This is a genomic window from Sporomusa malonica (assembly GCF_900176355.1).
Classification (GTDB): Bacteria; Bacillota; Negativicutes; order Sporomusales; family Sporomusaceae; genus Sporomusa; species Sporomusa malonica.
On the sequence record NZ_FWXI01000001.1, the window covers coordinates 128,635 to 150,878 of the forward strand.

The following is a 22,244-nucleotide window of genomic DNA, read 5'->3' on the forward strand; positions in this document are numbered from 1 at the left end:
GCTTCGATTGCCTCCTTTTAGGTTTACGGTACCCTTAATACTTATTTATCCTGTTAGAAAGTATAACTTTCCGTCTGGATAAGGGCAACATCGACTTCCACCGTCGCCAAAGGCTCGGCGCAAGCCGTGTTTTCTTTACATGAAAAAGGTTAAAATATCATTAACGATATGAGAGGATGGATATTATGGCTAAAATTTACGGAAATTTGACTGAACTGGTTGGTAACACACCGCTTGTGGAGCTGAGAAACTATTCTGCGAAAAAAGATCTTGGTGGTAAGGTGATTGCCAAACTTGAATACTTCAACCCATTGGGCAGTGTAAAGGACCGCATTGGTTTAGCAATGATTCAAGATGCCGAAGAGAAGGGGCTTATCAATAAGGATACTGTAATCGTTGAACCAACTAGCGGTAATACCGGTGTTGGCTTGGCATTTGTCGCCGCCGCCCGTGGTTACAAGTTGATTTTGACTATGCCGGAAACCATGAGCATTGAACGGCGTAAACTGGTTAAGGCTTTAGGCGCACAAATTGAGCTGACTCCAGGCGCTAAGGGGATGAAAGGTGCTATTGAGCGGGCTGAAGAGCTTGTGGCTACTACCCCTAATGCCTGGATTCCGCAGCAGTTCAAGAATCCAGCTAACCCAGCAATGCACCGTAAGACGACTGCTGAGGAAATCTGGAAGGATACTGACGGCGAAGTTGACATAGTTGTAGGTGGTGTAGGTACAGGCGGCACTATTACCGGTATCGCCGAAGCCCTAAAACAGCGTAAGTCTGGTTTGAAAATTGTTGCTGTTGAACCGGCAGACTCTCCTGTACTCTCCGGCGGCAATCCTGGTCCGCACAAGATTCAAGGTATTGGTGCTGGTTTTGTACCTGCTGTATTTAATGGGAAGCTTATTGACGAGATTATTAAAGTTCAGACAGATGAAGCTTTTCAAGCAGCAAGAGACGCAGCCACTACCGAAGGCTTGCTTGTTGGCATATCCAGTGGCGCAGCCCTTCACGCAGCTAGTGAGTTGGCCAAACGTCCGGAAAACAAAGGGAAAACTATAGTAGTTATTCTGCCTGACACCGGTGAACGGTATCTCTCGACTCCTCTGTTTGGTGAAGAATAATGAACAAAGAGCGCTTTGCAGCCTGCAGAGCGCTTTATTTTTACAGGTATTTCACCTAGCTCATGCTCCGGAAAAGAGCTCATGGCGTTCTGGCAAAGATGGGTTACGGAAAGTATCTCATTGAAGATGAAAAGTTACTATGACGTATCAATTCAGTAAAAATCTTCTTTCCACAAAAAAGACTTATTGACACATGGAATAAAATAGTATAATCTAAATATAAATCTAATTGTACCGGTTTTGTCATTTCGGTACAATTAATCGAGGTGATTTATATTTTGCGAAATCGTATTCTCATGGCCGCGGCTGACGAGATGAAATCCCGCGGTGTAAAATTTACAATGAGCGATTTAGCCAGACGACTTAGTCTAAGTAAAACTTCTTTATATGAGCACTTTGCCTCCAAAAATGAACTTGTACATAATATCTTAGCTACCGCGATTCAGGATTTTCGGGAGCAGGAGCAGGAGATTTATGGTAATGACGAATTGTCTATCGCGGATAAAATTCAGGCATTGATTAAAATCGCGCCTAGAGTATTTGGCTCCATTTATAATCGTAGTCTTTATGATGACCTTCGCCATTATCATCCTAATGAATGGCAGTTGATATTGGACTTCCAACAGGAACAACTTAATCGCTTGACATTTTTCATCATTCAGAATATAGAGACCAATTCCCTTCGTTCCATCAATGTACCTGTACTCAGGCAAATAATTACCAGTACAATGAGTGATTTATTCCACTTCCGGTTTCTTGAGGAAAGCAACCTAACGCATGCCGATGCATTAGCCGCAATGGCCGATATTATCGTATACGGATTACTCCCTCAAAACAAATAAGTATTGTCCATTGTATTTTTAAATCGCACTTAGGTGCGATTTAAAAATGCCTTCTTGTACCAAGTGTACTAATTTTGTAATATTGGTACAAGAATACTTGTATGGTTTTCACCAAGTGCTCCGCAATCTTTTTAAATAAAATCAAAGGTCCTGCTGATCAGGAAGACATGGAGGAGTGATGGAAAAGAGTAAGATAAAATGAATTTTGTTGCTGCTTAGATCTGGACCTGAGTAAGTCGGCACTGGGAAAGCCGAGGCGATTCTAAAAGCACAATGGATTCATGTCTGTTTTTATAAAAAGTGTCAAACTAATTCCCGAAAAAATTACAAAAGTGAGGATGAAAATATGCAACCGTTGAATTGGCTACCTAAAACTCCAAAACAAAAACTATATTATGGTTTAACTGCGACAGTCATTGCCTTGTGCATTGCTGGCGGCGTGGTATGGAACGGACATCGTCAAACTAAAGTCGTCACAGAGGATATTACCGCTGTCCAAACCGCCGTAATTAGTACGGCAGCTGCTGCGAAAGAATACACATATTCCGGCGAAGTCCGCGGACGGTATGAAAGTCAGTTAGCGTTTCAAGTCAGCGGCAAAGTGATTAAACGCTACGTAGAACTTGGCAGTACCGTGCGGGCAGGCGACGTGCTGATGGAAATCGACTCCAAAGATTTGCAGCAGTTGGTTAACAGCAACTCCGCTCAGGTCTACTCCGCCGAAGCCAATCTTAGACTAGCGGAGACCAATTTAAAGCGTTTCCAACAGCTATATAACCAAGGGGCAGTCAGCCGCGCTGTACTTGATCAATACCAAACTGCATATGACGTAGGCGTTGCGGCTACCCGTCAATCCTCTGCCCAAATGTCACATGGAGTAAACCAGCTCAATTACAGTTCGTTATATGCAGATCATTCAGGTGTAATCGCCAATATTAACGTCGAAGCCGGGCAAGTAGTTGGCGCCGGGCAACCTGCTCTAGTACTTGTACGGGATGGGGAACGGGAAGTGGAGATTAGCGTTCCCGAAAATCGAATAGAAGAGCTGCGTAAATCCTCGCAAATCAAAGTAGCATTTTGGGCGCTGCCTAATGTTACAACTGAGGGCAAAGTGCGGGAAATCGCGCCCATGGCCGATCCGCTTACCCGTACCTATAAGGTGCGCATCAGTGTGCTCAATCCGTCCCCGGACATCAAATTAGGCATGACAGCTTCCGTTTCCTTGATGGGTAGTGAAACCCAGGTAGCGGCTACTATTCCGCTGGCGGCTATTTACCAAAATGGCGGTACTCCCTCCGTTTGGGTTGTAACCGGTGATACCGTTACTCTGCGCCCTGTAAAAACCGGTAACTTTGGCAATGGAACTATTCAAGTTGTCGCAGGGTTGCAGCAAGGCGACCGGATTGTAACGGCTGGAGTTCACAAACTCAGTGCAGGACAGAAAGTAAAACTGGGCGGTGACTCTTTATGAACCAGTTCAATATGACGGAGTGGGCACTGAAGCATAAACAGTTTGTTTACTTTTTTGTCGTCCTCTTTTTCATCGCCGGCATATTCTCCTATAAAAATATGGGACGTGCGGAAGATCCTGATTTCGTAATTAAGCAAATGGTCATTGCTGTTCCCTGGCCTGGCGCTACCGCCCGTCAAATGGAAGAGCAGATCACCGATAAAGTCGAAAAGAAATTACAGGATTTGCCGGGGCTTGACTACTTAAAAAGCTATTCCACACCAGGTCTTACTATTATTTATGTTAACTTAAGAGACAATGTGCCGAAAAAGGAGATAAGAAACCGCTGGGTGGAAGCCAGAAATATGGTTAATGATATAAAGGGCTCCTTTCCTACTGGCACCATGGACCCAATATTTAATGACCGTTTTGATGAAGTTTACGGCATCATGTACGCCCTTACTGGCGACGGCTATTCTTACGAACAAATGAGGGAAAAAGCCGAAAAAATTCGCCGTGTTTTTCTGGGTGTTCCCAACGTGAGAAAAGTTAGGCTAATCGGCGTACAGACCGAAAAAATTTACGTTGAGATTGAAAACAGTAAATTGGCGCAGCTGGGACTTCCGCCAGAGCTAATTCTTGCCACCCTCCAAGCGCAAAACGCCATGGCGCCTTCAGGCATGCTTCAGACCTCCAGCGACAATGTGTATATGCGGGTTACCGGCATGTTTGAAAATCTTACGGACATTGAAAACCTCCCCATCGGAATTAACGGCCGCAATTTCCGGTTAGGAGATATCGCTAAAGTGACCCGCGGCTATTCCGATCCCTCCGATCCCCAATTCTATTACAACGGCCAGCCGGCCATTGGCATTGCGATGGCCATGGAGGCAGGCGGTAATATTCTGAACCTGGGAAAAGATATGGAAACGGCCGTAGCGTACGTCCAAAAAGAACTTCCGGCCGGTTTGGAACTTCACCAAACGGTTAATCAGCCCAAAGTGGTTGAAACCTCCATCGATGAATTTATCAAAACGTTGACAGAAGCCGTTGTTATCGTGCTAATTGTAAGCTTTGTCAGCTTAGGCGCCCGTTCCGGAATGATTGTGGCTCTTAGTATCCCGCTGGTCATTGCGATAGTGTTCACGGTCATGAAAATTACCGGGATCGATCTGCATCGTACCTCACTGGGTGCTCTGATTATTGCCCTTGGTCTATTGGTTGACGATGCCATTATCACCATAGAAACCATGATCGTAAAGATGGAAGAAGGCTGGGATCGCATGAGCGCCGCCTGCTTCTCCTATAGCTCTACCGCTTACCCCAGGTTGACTGGTGAGTTGGTCACCTGCGCAGGCTTTATTCCCGTTGGTTTTTCAGACGGAAACGCCTCGGAATACTGCGTAACCATGTTCTACGTAATTGTCATGTCACTCCTTATATCTTGGCTAGTGGCTGGTACTGTCATTCCGGTAGTCTGCTATTCCTTTCTCAAAGTCAAACCTCATACCAGCGAAGGCGGCCATGATGGTTATAGCACTCCCTTTTATACTAAGTTTAAAGGGCTGCTTTCTTGGTGCCTGAGCCACCGCACCATAATGCTCAGCGGTACCATCATATCCTTTGTTTTAGGCGTGCTTTTACTGGGGACTATTACACAGCAGTTCTTTCCATCTTCAATTCGTCCGGAATTGATTGTGCAGCTAAGACTCCAGGAAGGCGCTTCCTTCAAGAATACGGAAGAAGTAGCCAAAGCATTTGCGCAAAGAATCAGTGATGATCCCGGCATTGATTACTATAGCTACCACGTTGGCGAGGGCGCTCCGCGCTTTGTGCTAACAATAGAACCAGAACTGTCAAAAAGCAATTTTGCTGAATTTATCATCGTTGCCAAAGATTATAAGGCGCGCGATCAACTGCGGGCTAAATACGCCAAAATGTTAAATGACGAATTCCCCGCTGTACGCTATCATACTAAAGTCATTAGCATTGGCCCGGCTGCTGATTATCCGGTGATGCTTCGCGTGAAGGGGTATGACGTAGACAAAGTTCGGGAAATTGCCGAACAAATGAAAACGGTTATGGCTACCAATCCACATGTGCAAAACGTGAATATGAAGTGGAATGAGAAAAGCAAGATTGCACATCTGACCATCGATCAGGATAAAGCCAGGAAACTGGGAGTTTCATCCGCACCGCTCGCCATGGCGTTGCAGACCCAACTTTCCGGTTTGCCTATATCGCAATTTAGAGAAGAGGACAAAACGGTGGATATGGTCTTTCGCTTTGATCCCCAAAACCGCAACAATCCTCAATTATTGAAAGATATCAACATTCACACGACGTCTGGCCGTTATGTACCGTTGGATCAAATTGCTAAAATTAACTATGAGGCTGAAGATGGCCTTATTTACCGCCGTGATTTAAAACCAATGATTTTAGTGCAAGCAGAACTCAAGTCCGAAACCGTAACGGGCGAAGACGTGACCAAACAAGTATACGAGGAGCTTAAACCGCTGCGCGACAGCCTGCCCTTCGGCTACAGCATAGAATATGACGGCTCGAATGCCGACAGTATTAAGGCCCTTGATTTCCTCCTGCAGCCGGTACCAGCCATGTGCGTTATCATTATGATCATCTTGATGTGTCAGCTCCAGAACATCCCGAAAATGGTTCTTACGCTCTTAACGGCGCCGCTGGGCATTATCGGCGTATCTGTAGGTCTGTTCGTTGCTGGCAAGCCGCTGGGCTTTGTCGTGCAGCTTGGCATTTTAGCCCTGTCTGGCATCATTATGCGTAACTCAGTCATTTTGATAGACCAAATTGACCAACAGATGGCCGCCGGTTCATCCCCTTGGAATGCCATAATTGACGCAACGGTCATCCGTCTGCGCCCCATTTTGCTGACAGCGGCGGCGGCAATCTTAGGGATGGTTCCGCTTCTATCCAGTGTTTTCTGGGGACCGCTCGCTGTGACCATCGCCGCCGGTTTATTAGGCGCTACCGTACTCACTCTGCTGGTTCTGCCGGTTATGTATGCCACCTGTTATAAGGTTGAACAGACAGAAGTATGCGACCGCAGTGTAAACTCCCAGACCAATTCCCCGGCTTAATAACCTGGATTTTTTAGGAGGTTCTCCATGAAACAATACCGTAAAGTCTGTATAAGTTTTTTGCTGTCGGCCTGCCTCCTCACCGGACAAAGCGCTCAGGCGGCCGCCCAGTTGACATTGCCGGAAAGTATTTCGCTGGCAATGAAAAATAATCCGGTAATGAAAATTGCAGAGGCAAATATAGAAAAATCCCGCTGGAACCTGAAAGAGGCAAAAGCCTATGATGGCGTTACCCTTACCTATAATTTATTATACGGAAGAACTAATCAGGCACCCTCTTGGTATAATAACACGAGCGCACCGTATCCCCTCCCAGGGGTCGATTACCCAGCCTGGGATAATACCTCTACCTTTTATCATCATAAGTTGACTTTGCAATTACCGCTTTATACTGGCAACAAATTGGAAAGTATAGCCGATATGGCCAAACGCGGCAAAACCGCCACGGACTTGGAACGTACCAACACTAAACAATCATTGACTCTGGATGTTACAAATACCTATTATAACGTTTTGCAAGCGCTGAACATGACCAATGTTGCTCAACAGGCTGTTGATGACTTCAGCGTCCATCTGACCAATGTAAAACACCAATATGACGTAGGTAATGTAGCTTTGTCCGATGTGCTGCAAACCGAGGTGCGCCTGGCTAATGCCCGCAACAACCTGATAAAAGCGCAGAGTGCGGCAAAGATGGCCCGTTACAAGTTGAACACGGTAATTGGGATCAAGCTGACAGATGATACCAAATTGGATGAAAATGTAAATCGAGATCCCTATAAAGCCATACTCGAGGACAGCCTGGCAGAAGCCTTTAAAAATCGTCCGGAAATGCAAAAAGCCAACCTAAAGATAGAAATGGCTAAAGATAAAATCAAAATCGCCCGCAGCGATTTCCGTCCTACCGTAAGTGCAGTGGCTGTGGAGAATATCCAAGATACTTCTCCTTCCACCAGCAAGGGCAAAGACGATTGGACAGTTGGCATAAACGTATCTTTTAATATTTTTGATAATCATATTACCAAGACAAAGACCGAAGCAGCGAAAGCGGAGCTTGACATTGCTACTGAGCAGAAACGGCAGCTTGAAGATTGGATTACCTTAGAGGTCAGCAATGCCTATTTGAACGTGAAAGAGGCAGCCGAACGCACCGAGAACAATCAGGTAGCCGTCGGTCAATCCACGCGTGATTATGTCATGGCTCAGGAGCGTTATTTCGCCGGCATTGGCACAAACTTAGATGTTATGGATGCCGAAGTGGCTATGACCCAGGCAAAAACCAATTATGTCATAGCACTCTATGATTACGTCAACAGCCGGGCTCAGCTCAGCAAGGCTATGGGTTTACTTTATTAGTCTACCAGAATTTATAATGCAATTCTGTTGACATAAGAACGACTAAGGCTTCTGTCGGCGTCCTGAGGGACTTGGCACAAGCCAAGTCTTTTCTTACAAAATTTACGAGGCAGCTTGATAATAATATAGGCTGCCTCTTTTTCCAATAGTAATAAGTTGGGTTATGAATTGTGTTTGACATGACGGAGAAGAAAAAATGTCTATGGGGGATTTAGTATGAAATTCGGGTTACGCGGTAAAATGATCTTTTATTTCATGGTAGTAGCACTCATCAGTGCCGTTGGGTTTGCAGCCATGTTTTACAATACGCATCAAATTATTGGCACAAGCAAAATCATTGCCCAAGAAGACTTGGTAAGACTTTCCAAGGTGAATGAAGTAAGTATGAATGTTTTAGGGCAAACCGCGAGCATGGGGGGATATTTAGCCTATGGCACGCAAAATCATTTGGAAAATCTAAAAAAACTAGCAGTGGCCAATGAGAAACTTGCAGAGGAATTAGTTGTGCTGGCAACATCAGAAGCAGGACGTAAAGAGCTTTCAGAGATTAAAGAAATAAACGCAAAGGTTATTGACATTGCGGACAAAAAAGTCATTCCACTTATCGTTTCCGGAAAAGAGCAAGAAGCCAAACTGATAGCCGTTCAGCAAATGGAGCCGCTGGGACAAGCCTTGATGAAGAAAACAAGAGATTACAGAGACATGTCCGAAGCATATACACAAGACGAACTTCAAAAAAATGTAGTGGCAGGGGAACGAGCGGAGAAAATAGCCGTTATTATCAGCATTGTGATTGTCATATTGGCTATAGGCATTGGGATCTTTGCTGCGCAACGCATAGTAATCCCGCTGAGGAAGGTTATCGCTTTCGTTGGAGAAGTAGCCGATGGCGACTTGAGAGAACGTAAACAGACCAAACTCATGAATGATGAACTTGGTCAGTTGGCGGAAGCCTCAGTTAAGATGGGGGGGCATTTAAGAGAACTCGTTCAGCATTTTAACCAAATGATTGAGAAATTAGTCACAGCTTCACAGCAACTTACAGAAGGTACTGAATATTCTGCTCAAGCTTCCGGTCAAATTGCAGCAAGCATATCTTCCATAGCAACAGGGGCAGAAAAACAAGCCAAAGCCATTGACGCAACTGCTGCTGTTGTGGAAGGGATGTCCGCCGGGCTAGAAGAGATTGCCGCAAGCGCGAATACGATGGCCGGAACAGCTGAAAAAACCGCAGAAGCTGCCAAGTTAGGAGGGACGGCGGTCAAAAAAGCGGTTGAACAAATGGAGAATATTGAGAAAGCAGTAACCCACTCTTCGTCAGTAGTTACTAAACTTGGAGTACGTTCCCAGGAAATCGGACAAATCGTTGATACCATTTCAAGCATAGCAGGTCAAACCAACCTCCTAGCTCTGAATGCCGCAATTGAGGCTGCCAGGGCGGGAGAACAAGGACGCGGGTTTGCCGTTGTGGCGGAGGAGGTACGCAAGTTAGCCGAGCAATCGCAAGAGGCATCAAAACAAATCGCCGAATTAATCAGCGAGATTCAACAAGACACTGATAACGCGGTATCCGCTATGCATGAAGGAACCATGGAAGTTAGCAAAGGTGCCCAAGTGGTGAAGGAAGCCGGAGAGGAATTTAAAGAAATCCATTCTTTGATCAACACGGTTTCTTCTGATATAAGGGAAATATCAGCCGCTATGCAGCAAATGGCGGGAGGAAGTCAGGAAATCGTTTATTCGATACGAGATATCGATGTTGTAAGTAAGGAGGCGGCGACCCATGCACAAACAGTATCTGTTGCGATTGAGGAGGGAGCGGCATCACTTGAGGAAATGGCGGCTTCTAGTGAAGCATTAACTAGTGTGGCCGAAGATTTAAAACGGGCTGTAAGCAAGTTTAAGTTATAACAGCCTTTGAACAAAGGTTAGAGTGGCCGCGGATTGCCGCTGCAATCAAATCCGGAATGAGAGCAGCATGCACTTTAAAAGGGTAGGTGCAAAAAAGTGGATGATATTAAAAATTTGATTCTTGATAAAGCCAAGGAGCGATTTGAACGTTTTGGTTATAAAAAAACGACCATGGACGAACTAAGCCGGGATTGCAGAATTTCTAAGAGAACTATTTATGTGCACTTTAATGACAAAGAGGAATTGTTTAATAATCTAATGTTAAGAGAATTTTATAAGGCACGCCAAATGTTATTTGATGGTATGCCCGAGGTTTCCGATCCTCTGGAAAAGCTTGTTCAATTAATCAAAACAGCGACTGTCTTCTTTAACGAAGATAATTTTTTAATAAAATTATTTAACGCGGATGAAACGCTTTGTTCTGCTTCTATGTGCAAAAAGTACTCTTCCATGCTTAGTACAGATATTATTGCAATGGCTTCTGATATTATTAGCGAAGGAAAAAAACAGGGGAAGTTTCGTGATGTAGATGAAAAGGTCATTGCCCATGCTGAGGTAAAATTATTTCAAGCATTTAGTTGTATGGATTTTCCCCAGGAAAAAGTAAGGCAGGACTATTATACTGATGTATTGGTTGATTTTATCGTAAATGCTATTGTAAAAAAAAAATAAAAAAGGAACCGCTGATGAATGTAAACAAGAACCCTGCTCATTCATGAAGCATTTGGAGGAGCAAGGAAAACTCATGCGAGGTGTATCGTCTTGACACACTGGCACTTTAAAGACCGCTATATTGATACGGTATCGCTACATATACTTGAGAATATCTGGAAAACAAATAATAAGTCCGTACCGTGAACCATGATAAGCTCACAGTGCGGAATAACAGGGTGGACCGGTCAGGTGTGATCTATAAGCTATAGTAGGATCTGATGTTTGATTTAACTGGAAGGTGTGTTGAGTCATGTCTGAGGAGCAAATTAACGAATAGACCATCCGTGAGACCTTACAATTTGTGTCTTTATATGCTGAAGACGGTGAAGTTAGGATAGGCGCCTATAAATAGTGCGCGGCAATAAAGATTTTCTAACTGGGAAATTGATTGGTGGGATGAACGTGAAATTACTAGTGGTTGCTTTATTTCTTTTGATCTTGCTTGTGCCGGGACTTGGCTCCGCAGAAGCTAGGGATGATTATAGCGAGGCTTACAAACTTTACATCGCAGCCGGGGTCAGCGCCGCGACCTATAATGACAGGATTGGCGAAATGGCTTCCCGTTATCTGGAACAGGACGGCTGGAAAATCGACCGCTATGTCCAAAATCAAGGCAAGGCGGGCGCCCGGTTCATATTGGCTCAAAAAGACCTTGGCGACGGCCGGCAAACCTTCTTTCTGGCGTTTGTCGGAACAGAGACCAAAGAGGACGTAAAATTTGACTTGAAGGTTGATAAAGCATATTTCGCCGGAAAAAGCATCAAGGAGTTAGAGGAGAATGCTGCCAAACAGAATGTACCAACGACTGAGCCCAAAGTTCACCGGGGCTTTCTGCAATATGTTAAATCCATGCTGGAGGCCAAGGCTGCAAATGCAGAAGGAAAGTATTTGCCTTTAAGGGATATACTGGTTGGCAATAAAGACGCCAAGTTGTACCTCGTCGGGCATAGCCTAGGCGGGGCTGCGGCGATAATCACCGGCGCCGGGCTCGTTAATACCGGCGTAAGTCCGGAACAAATCGAGGTAATTACCTTTGGCTCGCCTGCGGCAGGCAATGCCGCTTTTGCGGCTAGCTACGATAATGTTCTTAAGGTGACAAGGGTTGTAATTTCAGGGGATGTAGTGACCGGTGTCCTGCAGTCTTTGGTAGGGGGGTATAAGCAATTTGGCCGGAAGATTACCCTGGAGCTGCCGGAGCTTTCCGATCAGCCCCACCGAATTTCAGAATATGTGGATTTGGTGATGAAAAATTATTATACCCAGCGGCAGCACGAAGCAAGGAGTGATAAAGTAAACAAAGCGGATTCAAAGGGTGCAGAAATTTACATTGCCCCGTTAAAGAACAACCTTTCCCCGCGTTTGGATGCTGATTTTTGGTATATGCGCGAGGCTTGGCGGGATGAATACAAGCGGAAATTTTCAGGCTGCACGTTGGGAAATGACGGTGACGACTGGCGGCAAAAGGCAAAAGAGTACAGATGGGTCATCGTTCCTGAGGTAAGTTCTATCATTGTCAAGAAGGAACGTAATAAATATTATATTACGTTAAACCAAACCATCTATGAAAATGGCGTAATTGTCGAAATGGCCGACTTTTCTACCGGCAATTATAACTTAACGCCGCTGGAGGCCTTTATCCATGGCTTAAGGGATGTGAATGAAGACCGGATCATTAAGAGGGAAATCAAACGGGGACGGGGCAGTGTTTTGTATAAAATCAACACATTTCTATTGTTTTGAGGTAAACTAATTTTCATTTTTTTTATCGGATTCCTCATCAAGCGGTTTAACGGCTGGTTGAAATAGAACTGAAGTTTGCCAAACTTGTTGTTTTGCTTGATATTGTTCTTCAAATGATATGATGAGGGATATTACAGCTTTAGCCAAAAAACCAACAGAGGCAATAATCAAAAAGGTATTTACATAATTCCACTGAATTAGCTGAACAAGCCCCAGTGATACCATTAATGGTGAAAAAACAAATCCTAAAAATGCAGATGCCCCTATATTCCACACTGCATAACTTTTCCATGAGTAAGCCCGTTGATATATAAGCATATAATAAAGGGGCATTACGGTAATGTCTAAAAGAAAAATATTGGGAATCATAGGATAAATAGGTAAAGAATATGCCCATAGATTGGAGTTACAACCGACTATCTCAATTACAACGGAAAATACAGATATGAGGGACCCGAATAAAATAGTTTTGGTTAGTCTCGTCTTATCCAATAGCGAAAAACAAAGAATATAAGAGAAAATTACGAACCCTATTTCTCCCCACCATTTAATAGAGAATAAGTCTTGTGTGCTCCATTTCGTCACCATAAGATTATGAAGCGTGTAATTTGCTTGATTAATCATTTCAATAGTAATCAATATATGCACTTCCTTTTAAAAGTAGGTGGTCAGTAATTGCTAGGAAGTCCCGGAAAGTTATATTGTAGAATTTTGGCTTTATTGGGAACGTTTAAAAATCCATTTGACGAAGTTAGTATGCTCTTAGTAATAAAGGATTATAAGGTAACCCCTTATAATCCTTTTAGTGATTTTATATCACTCTGTGAAGCTGTCTTTTTTTTGCCTGCTGGTTACAGATAAGTCTTGTCATAATTTGCAAATATATGTTATTTTAAGTATATAGCGCTTGCTAGAAAGTGTAGGGGAGAATGTTATGGGCTTAAAATTTACTGAGCTTGTGGATATTGAAAGACTTCAGCGGCTGATGGATACTTTGTATAAGGCGACAGGAATACCTTCAGGAATATCGGATTTAGATGGCGGTATCATGACGGCTACTGGCTGGCAGCCAATCTGTACTGAGTTTCATCGCGTTAATCCTCAGACTCGGCAAATTTGTATTGAAAGCAATCAGCAGGTAAAGGAACACATTAATGACGGGCCGTTTATTGGCTACTATTGTAAAAATGGGATGATTGACTATGCTTGTCCGATTATCATAGAGGGGCAGCATCTTGCCAATCTTTTTTTGGGACAGTTCTTTTTTGAGCCGCCTGATGATAAAACTTTCCGACAGCAAGCAAAGAAGTATGGGTTTGATGAGAACGCGTATATTAAGGCTTTGCGTCAGGTGCCAATTCTCGAACGGCAGACAGTGGAAAACATTTTAATGTTTTTTTCACAGTTAGCTGATTTGCTTAGTGAGGCAGGTTTGCGCAGTAAGGAAAATAGAGAGATAGCCAACTTTTTGCAGGAAATACTGAATGCTATTCCCAGCCCTGTATTTTATAAAGACATCAAAGGGTTCTATATGGGGTGTAATAAAGCGTTTGAGGAATATGCCGGCAAACCCCGGGAAGAAATTATCGGACACACAGTACAGACAGTATTTCCAGCACAAACAGCAAATGCATATCATCAAATGGATGAAGAGCTATTTCGCCATCCTCAAACACAGGTCTATGAGCACTTTTATCAAGATAAGCAGGGGCGAGAACGGGCTGTTTTATTTAACAAAGCTCCTTTTCAAAGTATTGGGGGAGAAGTTGCTGGTTTAGTCGGTGTGATTACCGATATTACCAACCAGAAATCTATCGAAGCTGCGCTTACTCAAAGTGAGGCTAAATACCGGGCTCTGTTTGAGAACATGATGAATGCATTTGTCTATTTCGAAATTGTTAAAGACGATAGCGGCAACCCGATAGAGTATCGGTTTCTTGAAGTAAATGATGCGTTTGAAAGACACTCTGGCATTGTCAAAACTGCTGTTATTGGTAAGACTATTAACGAAACTGTATTCAAAGCAGACGATACTGGCGTTGACTGGGTTAAGCTGTTTAATGATACAGTAAGGAGTGGGAAAGCGCTTACGTTTGAGCATGAGTTAAAAGTGCTAAATCGATGGCTCTTGGTTTCTGCATATAGCCCATTGACAGGATTCTTTGCCATGGTGTTTTCCGATATAACACAGCATAAGAAAAATGAAGAAAAAAATCAGCATTACGCCTATCATGATCCGCTTACAGGTTTGCCTAACAGGCGTCTTTTAGAAGACCGATTGACGATGGCAATTGCGCAGGCAAAAAGGAATAAGGAGCAGGTGGCGGTGGTATTCTTTGACTTAGATAACTTTAAGCCGGTCAATGATACCTATGGACATGATGCCGGCGATGAGCTGTTACAAGAAATAGCTCATCGGACAGAGGCCTGCGTCCGCCAAGGTGATACAGTGGCCCGTATCGGGGGCGATGAGTTTGTTATTGTACTTCCCGCAATTAAAACCAAGGACGACGTGATAACTATTGCAACCCGTGTGTTGCAAGAATGCCGGCGCCCTATAATGCTGCGGGGTTCGACTGTAGCGGTATCTGCTAGTATTGGTATCAGCTTTTTCCCGCAAGACGGAACAGATATTACCGAGTTAACTAGGAAGGCAGATGTCGCGATGTACACGTCGAAACAGAAAGGCCGGGATCAAATCTGCCTAATTGATGAATGCATTCGATCATGTAGCTAAGAAGGGGATTTTTAATGAACGAAGCAACTACATGCTTGGATAAATATAAGGTCGTGCCGGTTTAGGCACTGATTCGGCGGTGGTGACATTCACTACCGTCGTATTTTTATTTTGCTGCATTTCCAGTTGAATTGTGCCTCGAATGGTAAGCCAGGTATCTGCAGGATAATCGGTAGTGTATTTACATACCAGGCCGTAAGGGGAAGCATCAGCAGAGCAGCAGACAATCACATATTGAGCAAGGGCAAAATGCGTGGGCGTCATAGTGGAGTCTTTTAAGACAAACCCAGTTATTTCAATTTCCTTGCCGACATAATCATTGGGGAAACTATTAACCTCAAACATAACTTCAGTAAAGTTAATATCTGTCACCTGAATGAGCTGGGTTTTGGCTATTTATACTAAACATTTACAATTATGATTAAAAGTAATATGATTGTAAATAGTAATATTACTATTTAAGAGGTAACGCATATGGAAAAGTGGATTGCTGCCCTTCGTTCACAAGGGTATAAGGTTACGCCGCAACGACGTGTCGTGATTGAGGCATTGAAACAAGGTGACAAGTTTGCTACAGCCCAGCAAGTGTTAGAAGCGGTGAGGCAAAGATTCCCGGAAATGAGTTTGGACACTGTTTATCGCAATTTGAGCCTCTTGGTTGAACTGGGATTAGTTCATGAGGTGCGTACGAAAGGGCGGGACGGCAATTTTTTTGAGATTGCTGTAACCGGTCATCACCATCACACTGTGTGTTTACAGTGCGGCAAAGCAGAATGCCTGGATTTTTGCCCCATCCATGAGCAGGATTTGGCAAGGGCAGAGGTTGGCGGTTTTAAAATTACTGCTCACTCACTGGAGTTCTATGGATATTGTGCAGATTGTCGCAAAGTCGGTTGATTTTTTAGACGTATAAGGAGGTTGTTTATGAATCGAATAGCAAAAATGGGGCTGGTTTTTCTGCTTTGCGCTGCTTTATTGGTAACACTGGCAGGCTGCGGCAACAAGACAAAATCCACCCAAGCGGCACCTGATAAGCTCAAGGTTTTCGCAACAGTATATCCTGTTTATGATTTTGCCCGGCAAGTGGGCGGCGACAAGATTGAGTTAGCTATGTTGATGCCGCCAGGCGCTGAACCACATGATTGGGAACCAACTGCCCAGGATATAGTGAAAATTAAGTCGGCCAAATTGGTACTCTATCATGGTGCAGGGCTTGAACCAGTAGATAAACTACTGAGTAAAGATGTGTTGGCAACAGTGAAAGCTGTGGAGGTTAGTAAAGGAATTCCGTTACTTGCCAACCATGAAAATGACGAGGATGAAGACGAAGATAGCCACCATCAGCATGACAAAGAAAAAAAACCAGATCAGCACAAGCATGAGTCTGAAACAGATACTCATGTCTGGCTAGATCCGGTAAATGCCCAGCAGGAAGTAAAAGCCATTGCCGAAGCATTGAGCGAGGTTGATCCGCCCAATAAAGACTATTATCAAAAGAATGCTGAACGCTTTATTCAGGAATTAGCCAAACTCGACAGTGACTATCAAACCACCTTGGCTAAAGCAGCACGGCATGATATCATCACAAGCCATATCGCCTTCGGTTACCTGGCTAAACGCTATAACCTTGAACAGATTGGCATTATGGGCCTAGCGCCAGATAGTGAACCTACTCCGGATAAGATGGCTAAGGTAGTTGATTTCTGTCGCACACATCAGGTTAAATACATATTTTTTGAGACATTGGTCAGCCCCAAACTGGCTGATACTATTGCTAAAGAAACCGGAGCAGGCCTCTTGGTGCTCAATCCGCTAGAGAATCTGACAGCAGAAGAAATCAAACAAGGAAAAAATTATGTATCAGTTATGCGTGAGAATTTGTCCAATTTGGATAAGGCGTTACAAAAATAATTACACGTCTCATCATTAGGGATCAAGGCATTTACGTCATTTTTGTCCAGAAGAAAGTACAACTTTCTTCTGGACAAGGGCAACATTGGCTTCCGCTGTCGCCAAAGCTCGGCATACGCCGTGTTTTCTTTATCAATGGGAAGCATAACTTGCCTGTAGGTAAGGCTATGGTTCTATTTTGATTGGGTAAGTTATGCGTTCTAGAGATGTGTTATGCTTTAGTCTCAAGCGAGCAGGACAGGGGTTTGGAATACTTCGCCTCCACCAATCAAATCCGGAATGACTTGGAACCCGCGAATTTCGCGGGTTTTTTTTGTATTTTTGAAAGGTTTGAAAGGTTTCGGATGCCTCCACCAAGTAAATTATTTTTACTTAAAGTAGCATAAGTGAGAGTTTTTTACAGGATTTTGTCAGATTTGGATAGAAATATTTAGTTTTGAAAACTCAAAAATGAGCCAGATAATCGTCCCTCGACTCAAAGAAACTGAACTTGAAAAAAATTCATCTGGATTGTAGATATAAACTTTAGAAGTAATGTTTTTTGTATTAAAAATAGCTGTAATGAAATTAGGGAGGTGCTTGGTATGCCCAATGAATTAGGTGGTAGAGCGGACAAACGTGGAAATAGGTTTGAATTTAGATGGGTAATATACCAAATACTGAAAGTCTTAGATGAAAAATTAGATTATATTGTTTTGGAACCCCTTGGCGACGATGAACAGGGTGTTGATATATGGATAGGTAAAAAAAATGGCAGCAGAGAAGGACAGCAATGTAAAGGGAGAAATGGAAGTAAAGAATATTGGGATTATGGAACTGCTAATGGTAAAGGAATTTTTACTAAATGGAAGTATCAATTGGATAGAGATAAGTCGAATACTGTTGCCTTAGTATCGCCTTTAGCTTTTACATTGCTAGAGGATTTAATTGAAAGAGCAAAAAATACCAGTAATAATCTTAAAGATTTTTATAATAACCAAATTCTAAGTGCGAGCAAAGAATTTATAGATTTCTTTAAACATTTTTGCAAAGTGATGGAGATAAATCCGGAACAAGATTTGGATTTAGCAAAATGCATTTCTTATTTAAATAGAATAGCTTATCGGCAATTTCCAGATGCGGAATTAAAAGAGCTGATTATATCCAAAATTAGTTATTTATTAGTAGGCAATGAGGAAGAAATCTATGAAGCATTTATTGCGTGGATAGTAGATGGAGATGTTTTAGGAAAAACAATTAGCCAGTCCGTTTTGTATGAGTTTTTAAAAGAAAAAAATATAAAGCTTAAAGAACTTGCCACTGATAAACGTATTATGCCTAGGCTAGAGGAATTGAATCAGGAATATAGAATAGCATTTATTCCGTTAAACAATGGACTGATTAATAGAAAAGAATTTTCTGTATGCAGAAAAGCAATCGATTTAGGAGATTCTTTAATAATACATGGGAAGGCTGGAAGAGGAAAAAGTGGATGTACAGAAGATATTATAAATTATTGTCAAGAACAAACCATACCGTATTTGGCAATTAAATTAGATAAACGGATTCCGACTGGGACTGCCGAGAAGTGGGGTAAAGATTTAGAATTACCTGCATCCATAGCTCATTGTATTCACAGTGTTTCTAAAAATGAAAGAGCAGTAATTATTTTGGATCAGTTGGATGCTCTACGTTGGACTCAGGCACATTCCAGAGATGCTTTATTGGTATGCGCTCAGATTATTGATCAACTAGAGAGATTGAATTTGGAAAGAAAATATAAGATATCTGTCGTTTTTGTATGTCGAACCTATGACTTGGAAAACGATAATAATATTAGGTCATTATTCAAAAAAAATGATAAGAAAGAGGAAGTTTTTCAATGGAATAAAGTTCAGGTTAATGAATTGGATGAGGGAATACTAAAAGAGATTGTTGGAAAGCGTTATGAACAATTATCAAGTAAATTAAAAGAGATACTAAGGATTCCAAGTAATTTATATATTTGGCAACAATTGGATCCAAGCAAAGAATATGCCGAATGTTCTACCGCAAGCCATTTGGTCTCAGAATGGTGGGGGCAGTTGTCCGGAAAATGTTTCGAATTTGGATTAAGTGAAGCCGATCTAAATGAGACTAAAGAAAAAATGGTAACATTGTTGGAGAAACTAGGTAGAATATTTATTCCGTTAAGAATATTAAATGTTAATAAATCAGGCTTAGACTTTTTATCTTCAAATGCTTTCTTAGTAATTCAAGATAATAAAGTGTCCTTTGCTCATCAGTCGATATTGGACTGTTTTTTGGCTGAAAAAATGCTTAAGAGATATTATGACGGTGAAGATGTTGTAGATATTATTGGAAGCAAAGAAAAACAAACCCCTGGAAAAAGATATCAAGTGCAAATGTTTATGCAAAATTTATCTGAGTTCGATAGCCAGGATTTTATTAATGCAGGCCAAAAGATGTTTGAGGCCAAGCAAATCAGATATTTTATTAAATTTGTTTTCCTTGAGGTATTAAATCAGATAGATATTCTAGATGAAAATGTAAAAAATTTCATTATTAGTAACTGTGAAAACGAAACCTATGGTAGTCATATTATAAATAACGTTATATTCTCCAGGCCTAAATATATTAGATTGTTTAGAAAATATGGTATCTTCGATAAATGGTTTATCGACTCACATAAAAAAGATATTGTTTTTAACTTACTTATAAGTATGAGTCCGGATTATGAAAGCGAAGATATTTCATTTATTGAAAAGTATGCATTTCATTCACAGGAAGATGATAATAAATTTTCAAGATGTTTTTTGCATGATATAAATCAAGATACAGATGAGTTGTTTGAATTGCGAATGAAATTTTATAGCAGTTATCCGCAAATGGCTAATGTGTATCTTGATTTCAAATCGATGCTCAAAAATTGTGAAATAAGAACAATACGGCTATTGGCATTTTTATTGGAAAATAAAATTAAATGCAAAGAAAAAAACATTTATAAGTATGAAGAGGAATTTATATTTGAAGACTCTGAAATATTAATTACAAATGGAATGGAGGTTGTTAATTTATTATTGCCATACATTCCTACGGAAAAAGATGAAAGGCTATCCTTCAGTGATTGGTCTGGAAGATATTTTCATAAAAGAGGTCTTGAAAGGGCTTGTATTCAAATTATTAAAAAAGCAAATGCAGCGATAATTGCTTTAAAACCAGAAACATTTTTCCAAGAATATAAAGAATTCATGGGGAAAGGCATTGATATATATAATGAAATTATATTAGATGGATTATATCGATTGCCAGAGATATATAGTGATGTCGTTATTAATTATTTGTGTAGTGACTTTGATAGCAACATATTCGATCAGACAAGTGGCAATGGTGATGAATTACTTCTTATAAAGCAGATATTAGAAAAGCATTCCCAATACTGTAGTGAACATATTTTTGCTATGTTAGAAAAAACAGTTTTAAATTATCTATCGCCAAAAGCTAAAGATATATACCTACGTAGGATCGATATTAATCGAGAAAAAAACGGCTATACAGTGTATTGGAGTTTTTGGGGTGATTTGCAGAAAGAAATTTTGGAGGTCCTTCCCAATAATCGATTGAGCGATTATGCAAAAGATTTGATGCGTGTTTTGAAACGTAAATTCCCTGAAGGGACAACTTTATATAAACATGCAGATGGACATTTCGGATGGGTCAGTTCATCCATTGCGGGGAAAAAACTAAATAACAAGAAGTGGTTGGAGATTTTAACTAACACAAAACTTAAGCATAAAGGTCACTCCCGTTGGCAAGAGGTTCCAGGAGGCTTTATCGAAAATTCTATTGAACAATTTTCGAGTAGTTTTAGAAATGCCGTTTCTGAAGAGCCTGAAAGAATGATAAAACTGGTTCTTATACATAAAGAAGAAATTTTAGATGTATATGTCGATTCCTTATTTGGTGGAGTCGCACATAGTAAGGTTTTAGATAATGTACCGATAGAATTGTTAGAAACAATGATTTTGAGCTATCCGTATGATTATACTTCATACCGGGCGAATTATATTTGCTCAATGATTGAGAGCAGGAAGAACGTGGAATGGTCAAAGAAGATATTGGATATTCTTAAGGATATTGCGATTAACCATAAAAATCCGGAAATAAGTAAACCAAATGTAACGAATAATGAAGATAAAGAAATGCGTAGCTTTGATATGATGCACAGCAATGCTTTAAATTGCGTAAGAGGTAAGGCGGCTCTAGCAATAGCTCGGCTATTATGGAACAATGATTCTTTGTTTAAGCAGTTTAAAGATACAATTGAAAAATTGACATTGGATGAAAACCCAGCAGTAAAATTGGCAAGTTTATTTACGTTATGGCCTTCGTATAACATTGAACGAGAATGGGCATCTGATAAAATTATAAATCTATATGAACAAGATTATAGGCTGGCAGGCTTTCATGACACGAAAAATATGCTCTTTTTTCTTTATCCGAAATATCGTGAACGTGTATTAAAAATTATCAAAAACTGCTATGAATCTGAAGATAAAGACCTAATTAAAATGGGTGCATATTGTCTATCGGAAATGTTTATTCTGAAAAACGAATTTGCCGATATAATAAATGATGTTGATACAATGAGTGAAACACAAGCAGAAGCAGTTCTCCACATGGCTATTATCTATTTCAATAAAGATGAATTTAATTCATTAGCAAAAAATATGATATGCAAATTTAAGAAAAGTATACTAGATTTAGAAATGCCGATTTCGAGATTGTTTTATGATAATCGTATTGATTTAGAGAGAGATAAGGATTTTTTAATCGAATTAATGAATTCAGGTTTAAGTCGCAGAACAGTGCATGCCTTTGTACATTATCTTGAAGAAGAATCAAAGTCTGTGGTTGATTACAAAGATATTATATTATCAATGAGTTATCATTTAGTTGAAAATGGATGCGGCAAAAACGAGGGTATTTGGGGAATAGAAGATGAAATTTCTAAGTTGATAATTGGATTGTATGACGAGACTTCTGAGTCATCACTACCTGAAATGAAAAGTATTGCTAATGAATGCCTTGATATATGGGATTTGATGTTTGAAAGGCAAATTGGGCCAATTAGATTCTTAAGTCAAAAACTGATGGAAAGGTGAAAGGTATTTTTCAGTAGAATGGCAATATATTGCTCTGGTGTTTTTATAGTAACGTTGTTCACACTATCTTCTGAGAAAACATACTGACTTATAAATAGAATAGATACAGTGGACAGTTCTTCTATATCATTAACTCTAAAAGGGGGGATTTGCAAGGTCCCGGATCGCCTCCACCATGCAAATCCGGAATGACTGAGAGCCCGCG

At 41.3% G+C, this 22,244-nt stretch carries 14 protein-coding genes; 12 read left to right on the forward strand and 2 right to left on the reverse strand.

Annotation, left to right across the window (positions count from 1 at the left end; all coding sequences use genetic code 11):
* Positions 1-185: 185 nt before the first annotated feature.
* The 8 genes from cysK to B9A22_RS00645 all read left to right on the forward strand — a co-directional run bounded on the left by cysK (position 186) and on the right by B9A22_RS00645 (position 12,247).
* Positions 186-1,121 carry a cysteine synthase A gene (cysK, locus tag B9A22_RS00610; protein WP_084573655.1) on the forward strand — a complete coding sequence of 312 codons (936 nt, stop codon included), beginning with the start codon at positions 186-188 and terminating at the stop codon, positions 1,119-1,121.
* A gap of 278 nt (positions 1,122-1,399) precedes the next feature.
* Positions 1,400-1,963, forward strand: coding sequence for a TetR/AcrR family transcriptional regulator (locus B9A22_RS00615; RefSeq protein WP_084573656.1), 564 nt, complete (start codon positions 1,400-1,402; stop codon positions 1,961-1,963).
* Positions 1,964-2,309: 346 nt separating this feature from the next.
* A complete protein-coding gene (locus B9A22_RS00620; protein ID WP_084573657.1) occupies positions 2,310-3,434 on the forward strand; it encodes an efflux RND transporter periplasmic adaptor subunit in 1,125 nt (374 codons plus the stop codon).
* Positions 3,431-6,526: an efflux RND transporter permease subunit gene (locus tag B9A22_RS00625; RefSeq protein WP_084573658.1), complete on the forward strand. Its 3,096-nt coding sequence runs from the start codon at positions 3,431-3,433 to the stop codon at positions 6,524-6,526. The genes B9A22_RS00620 and B9A22_RS00625 overlap by 4 nt, the downstream gene beginning before the upstream one ends.
* 27 nt (positions 6,527-6,553) lie before the next feature.
* Positions 6,554-7,882, forward strand: a complete 1,329-nt coding sequence (locus B9A22_RS00630) for a TolC family protein (protein ID WP_084573659.1) — start codon at positions 6,554-6,556, stop codon at positions 7,880-7,882.
* 216 nt (positions 7,883-8,098) lie between these two features.
* Positions 8,099-9,793, forward strand: a complete 1,695-nt coding sequence (locus B9A22_RS00635) for a methyl-accepting chemotaxis protein (protein ID WP_084573660.1) — start codon at positions 8,099-8,101, stop codon at positions 9,791-9,793.
* 96 nt (positions 9,794-9,889) lie between these two features.
* Positions 9,890-10,465 (forward strand): TetR/AcrR family transcriptional regulator, encoded by a 576-nt coding sequence (locus B9A22_RS00640; RefSeq protein ID WP_084573661.1) that lies wholly within the window; start codon positions 9,890-9,892, stop codon positions 10,463-10,465.
* A 444-nt stretch (positions 10,466-10,909) separates the two neighbouring features.
* Positions 10,910-12,247, forward strand: a complete 1,338-nt coding sequence (locus B9A22_RS00645) for a lipase family protein (RefSeq protein WP_176215332.1) — start codon at positions 10,910-10,912, stop codon at positions 12,245-12,247.
* A 6-nt stretch (positions 12,248-12,253) separates the two neighbouring features.
* Here B9A22_RS00645 and B9A22_RS25935 read toward each other — a convergent pair whose 3' ends face one another.
* Complete coding sequence (locus B9A22_RS25935; protein ID WP_245823734.1) at positions 12,254-12,616, reverse strand: hypothetical protein; 363 nt, start codon at positions 12,614-12,616, stop codon at positions 12,254-12,256.
* Between the two features lie 565 nt (positions 12,617-13,181).
* On the opposite strand from B9A22_RS25935, the gene B9A22_RS00660 reads away from it, so the two are divergent.
* The gene (locus B9A22_RS00660; RefSeq protein ID WP_084573664.1) at positions 13,182-14,984 is read left to right on the forward strand and encodes a PocR ligand-binding domain-containing protein; all 1,803 of its coding nucleotides are present in this window, start codon (positions 13,182-13,184) and stop codon (positions 14,982-14,984) included.
* 27 nt (positions 14,985-15,011) lie between these two features.
* Here B9A22_RS00660 and B9A22_RS00665 read toward each other — a convergent pair whose 3' ends face one another.
* A complete protein-coding gene (locus tag B9A22_RS00665) occupies positions 15,012-15,380 on the reverse strand; it encodes a TIGR03943 family putative permease subunit (RefSeq protein ID WP_342747804.1) in 369 nt (122 codons plus the stop codon).
* Positions 15,381-15,458: 78 nt separating this feature from the next.
* Between B9A22_RS00665 and B9A22_RS00670 the strand changes: the two genes are divergently transcribed.
* From B9A22_RS00670 to B9A22_RS00680, 3 genes are all read left to right on the forward strand, one after another.
* Positions 15,459-15,881 carry a Fur family transcriptional regulator gene (locus tag B9A22_RS00670; protein ID WP_084573666.1) on the forward strand — a complete coding sequence of 141 codons (423 nt, stop codon included), beginning with the start codon at positions 15,459-15,461 and terminating at the stop codon, positions 15,879-15,881.
* Between the two features lie 27 nt (positions 15,882-15,908).
* Complete coding sequence (locus B9A22_RS00675; RefSeq protein ID WP_084573667.1) at positions 15,909-16,895, forward strand: metal ABC transporter substrate-binding protein; 987 nt, start codon at positions 15,909-15,911, stop codon at positions 16,893-16,895.
* Between the two features lie 584 nt (positions 16,896-17,479).
* Positions 17,480-22,039 carry a hypothetical protein gene (locus B9A22_RS00680; protein WP_084573668.1) on the forward strand — a complete coding sequence of 1,520 codons (4,560 nt, stop codon included), beginning with the start codon at positions 17,480-17,482 and terminating at the stop codon, positions 22,037-22,039.
* The last annotated feature ends 205 nt before the right edge of the window (positions 22,040-22,244 follow it).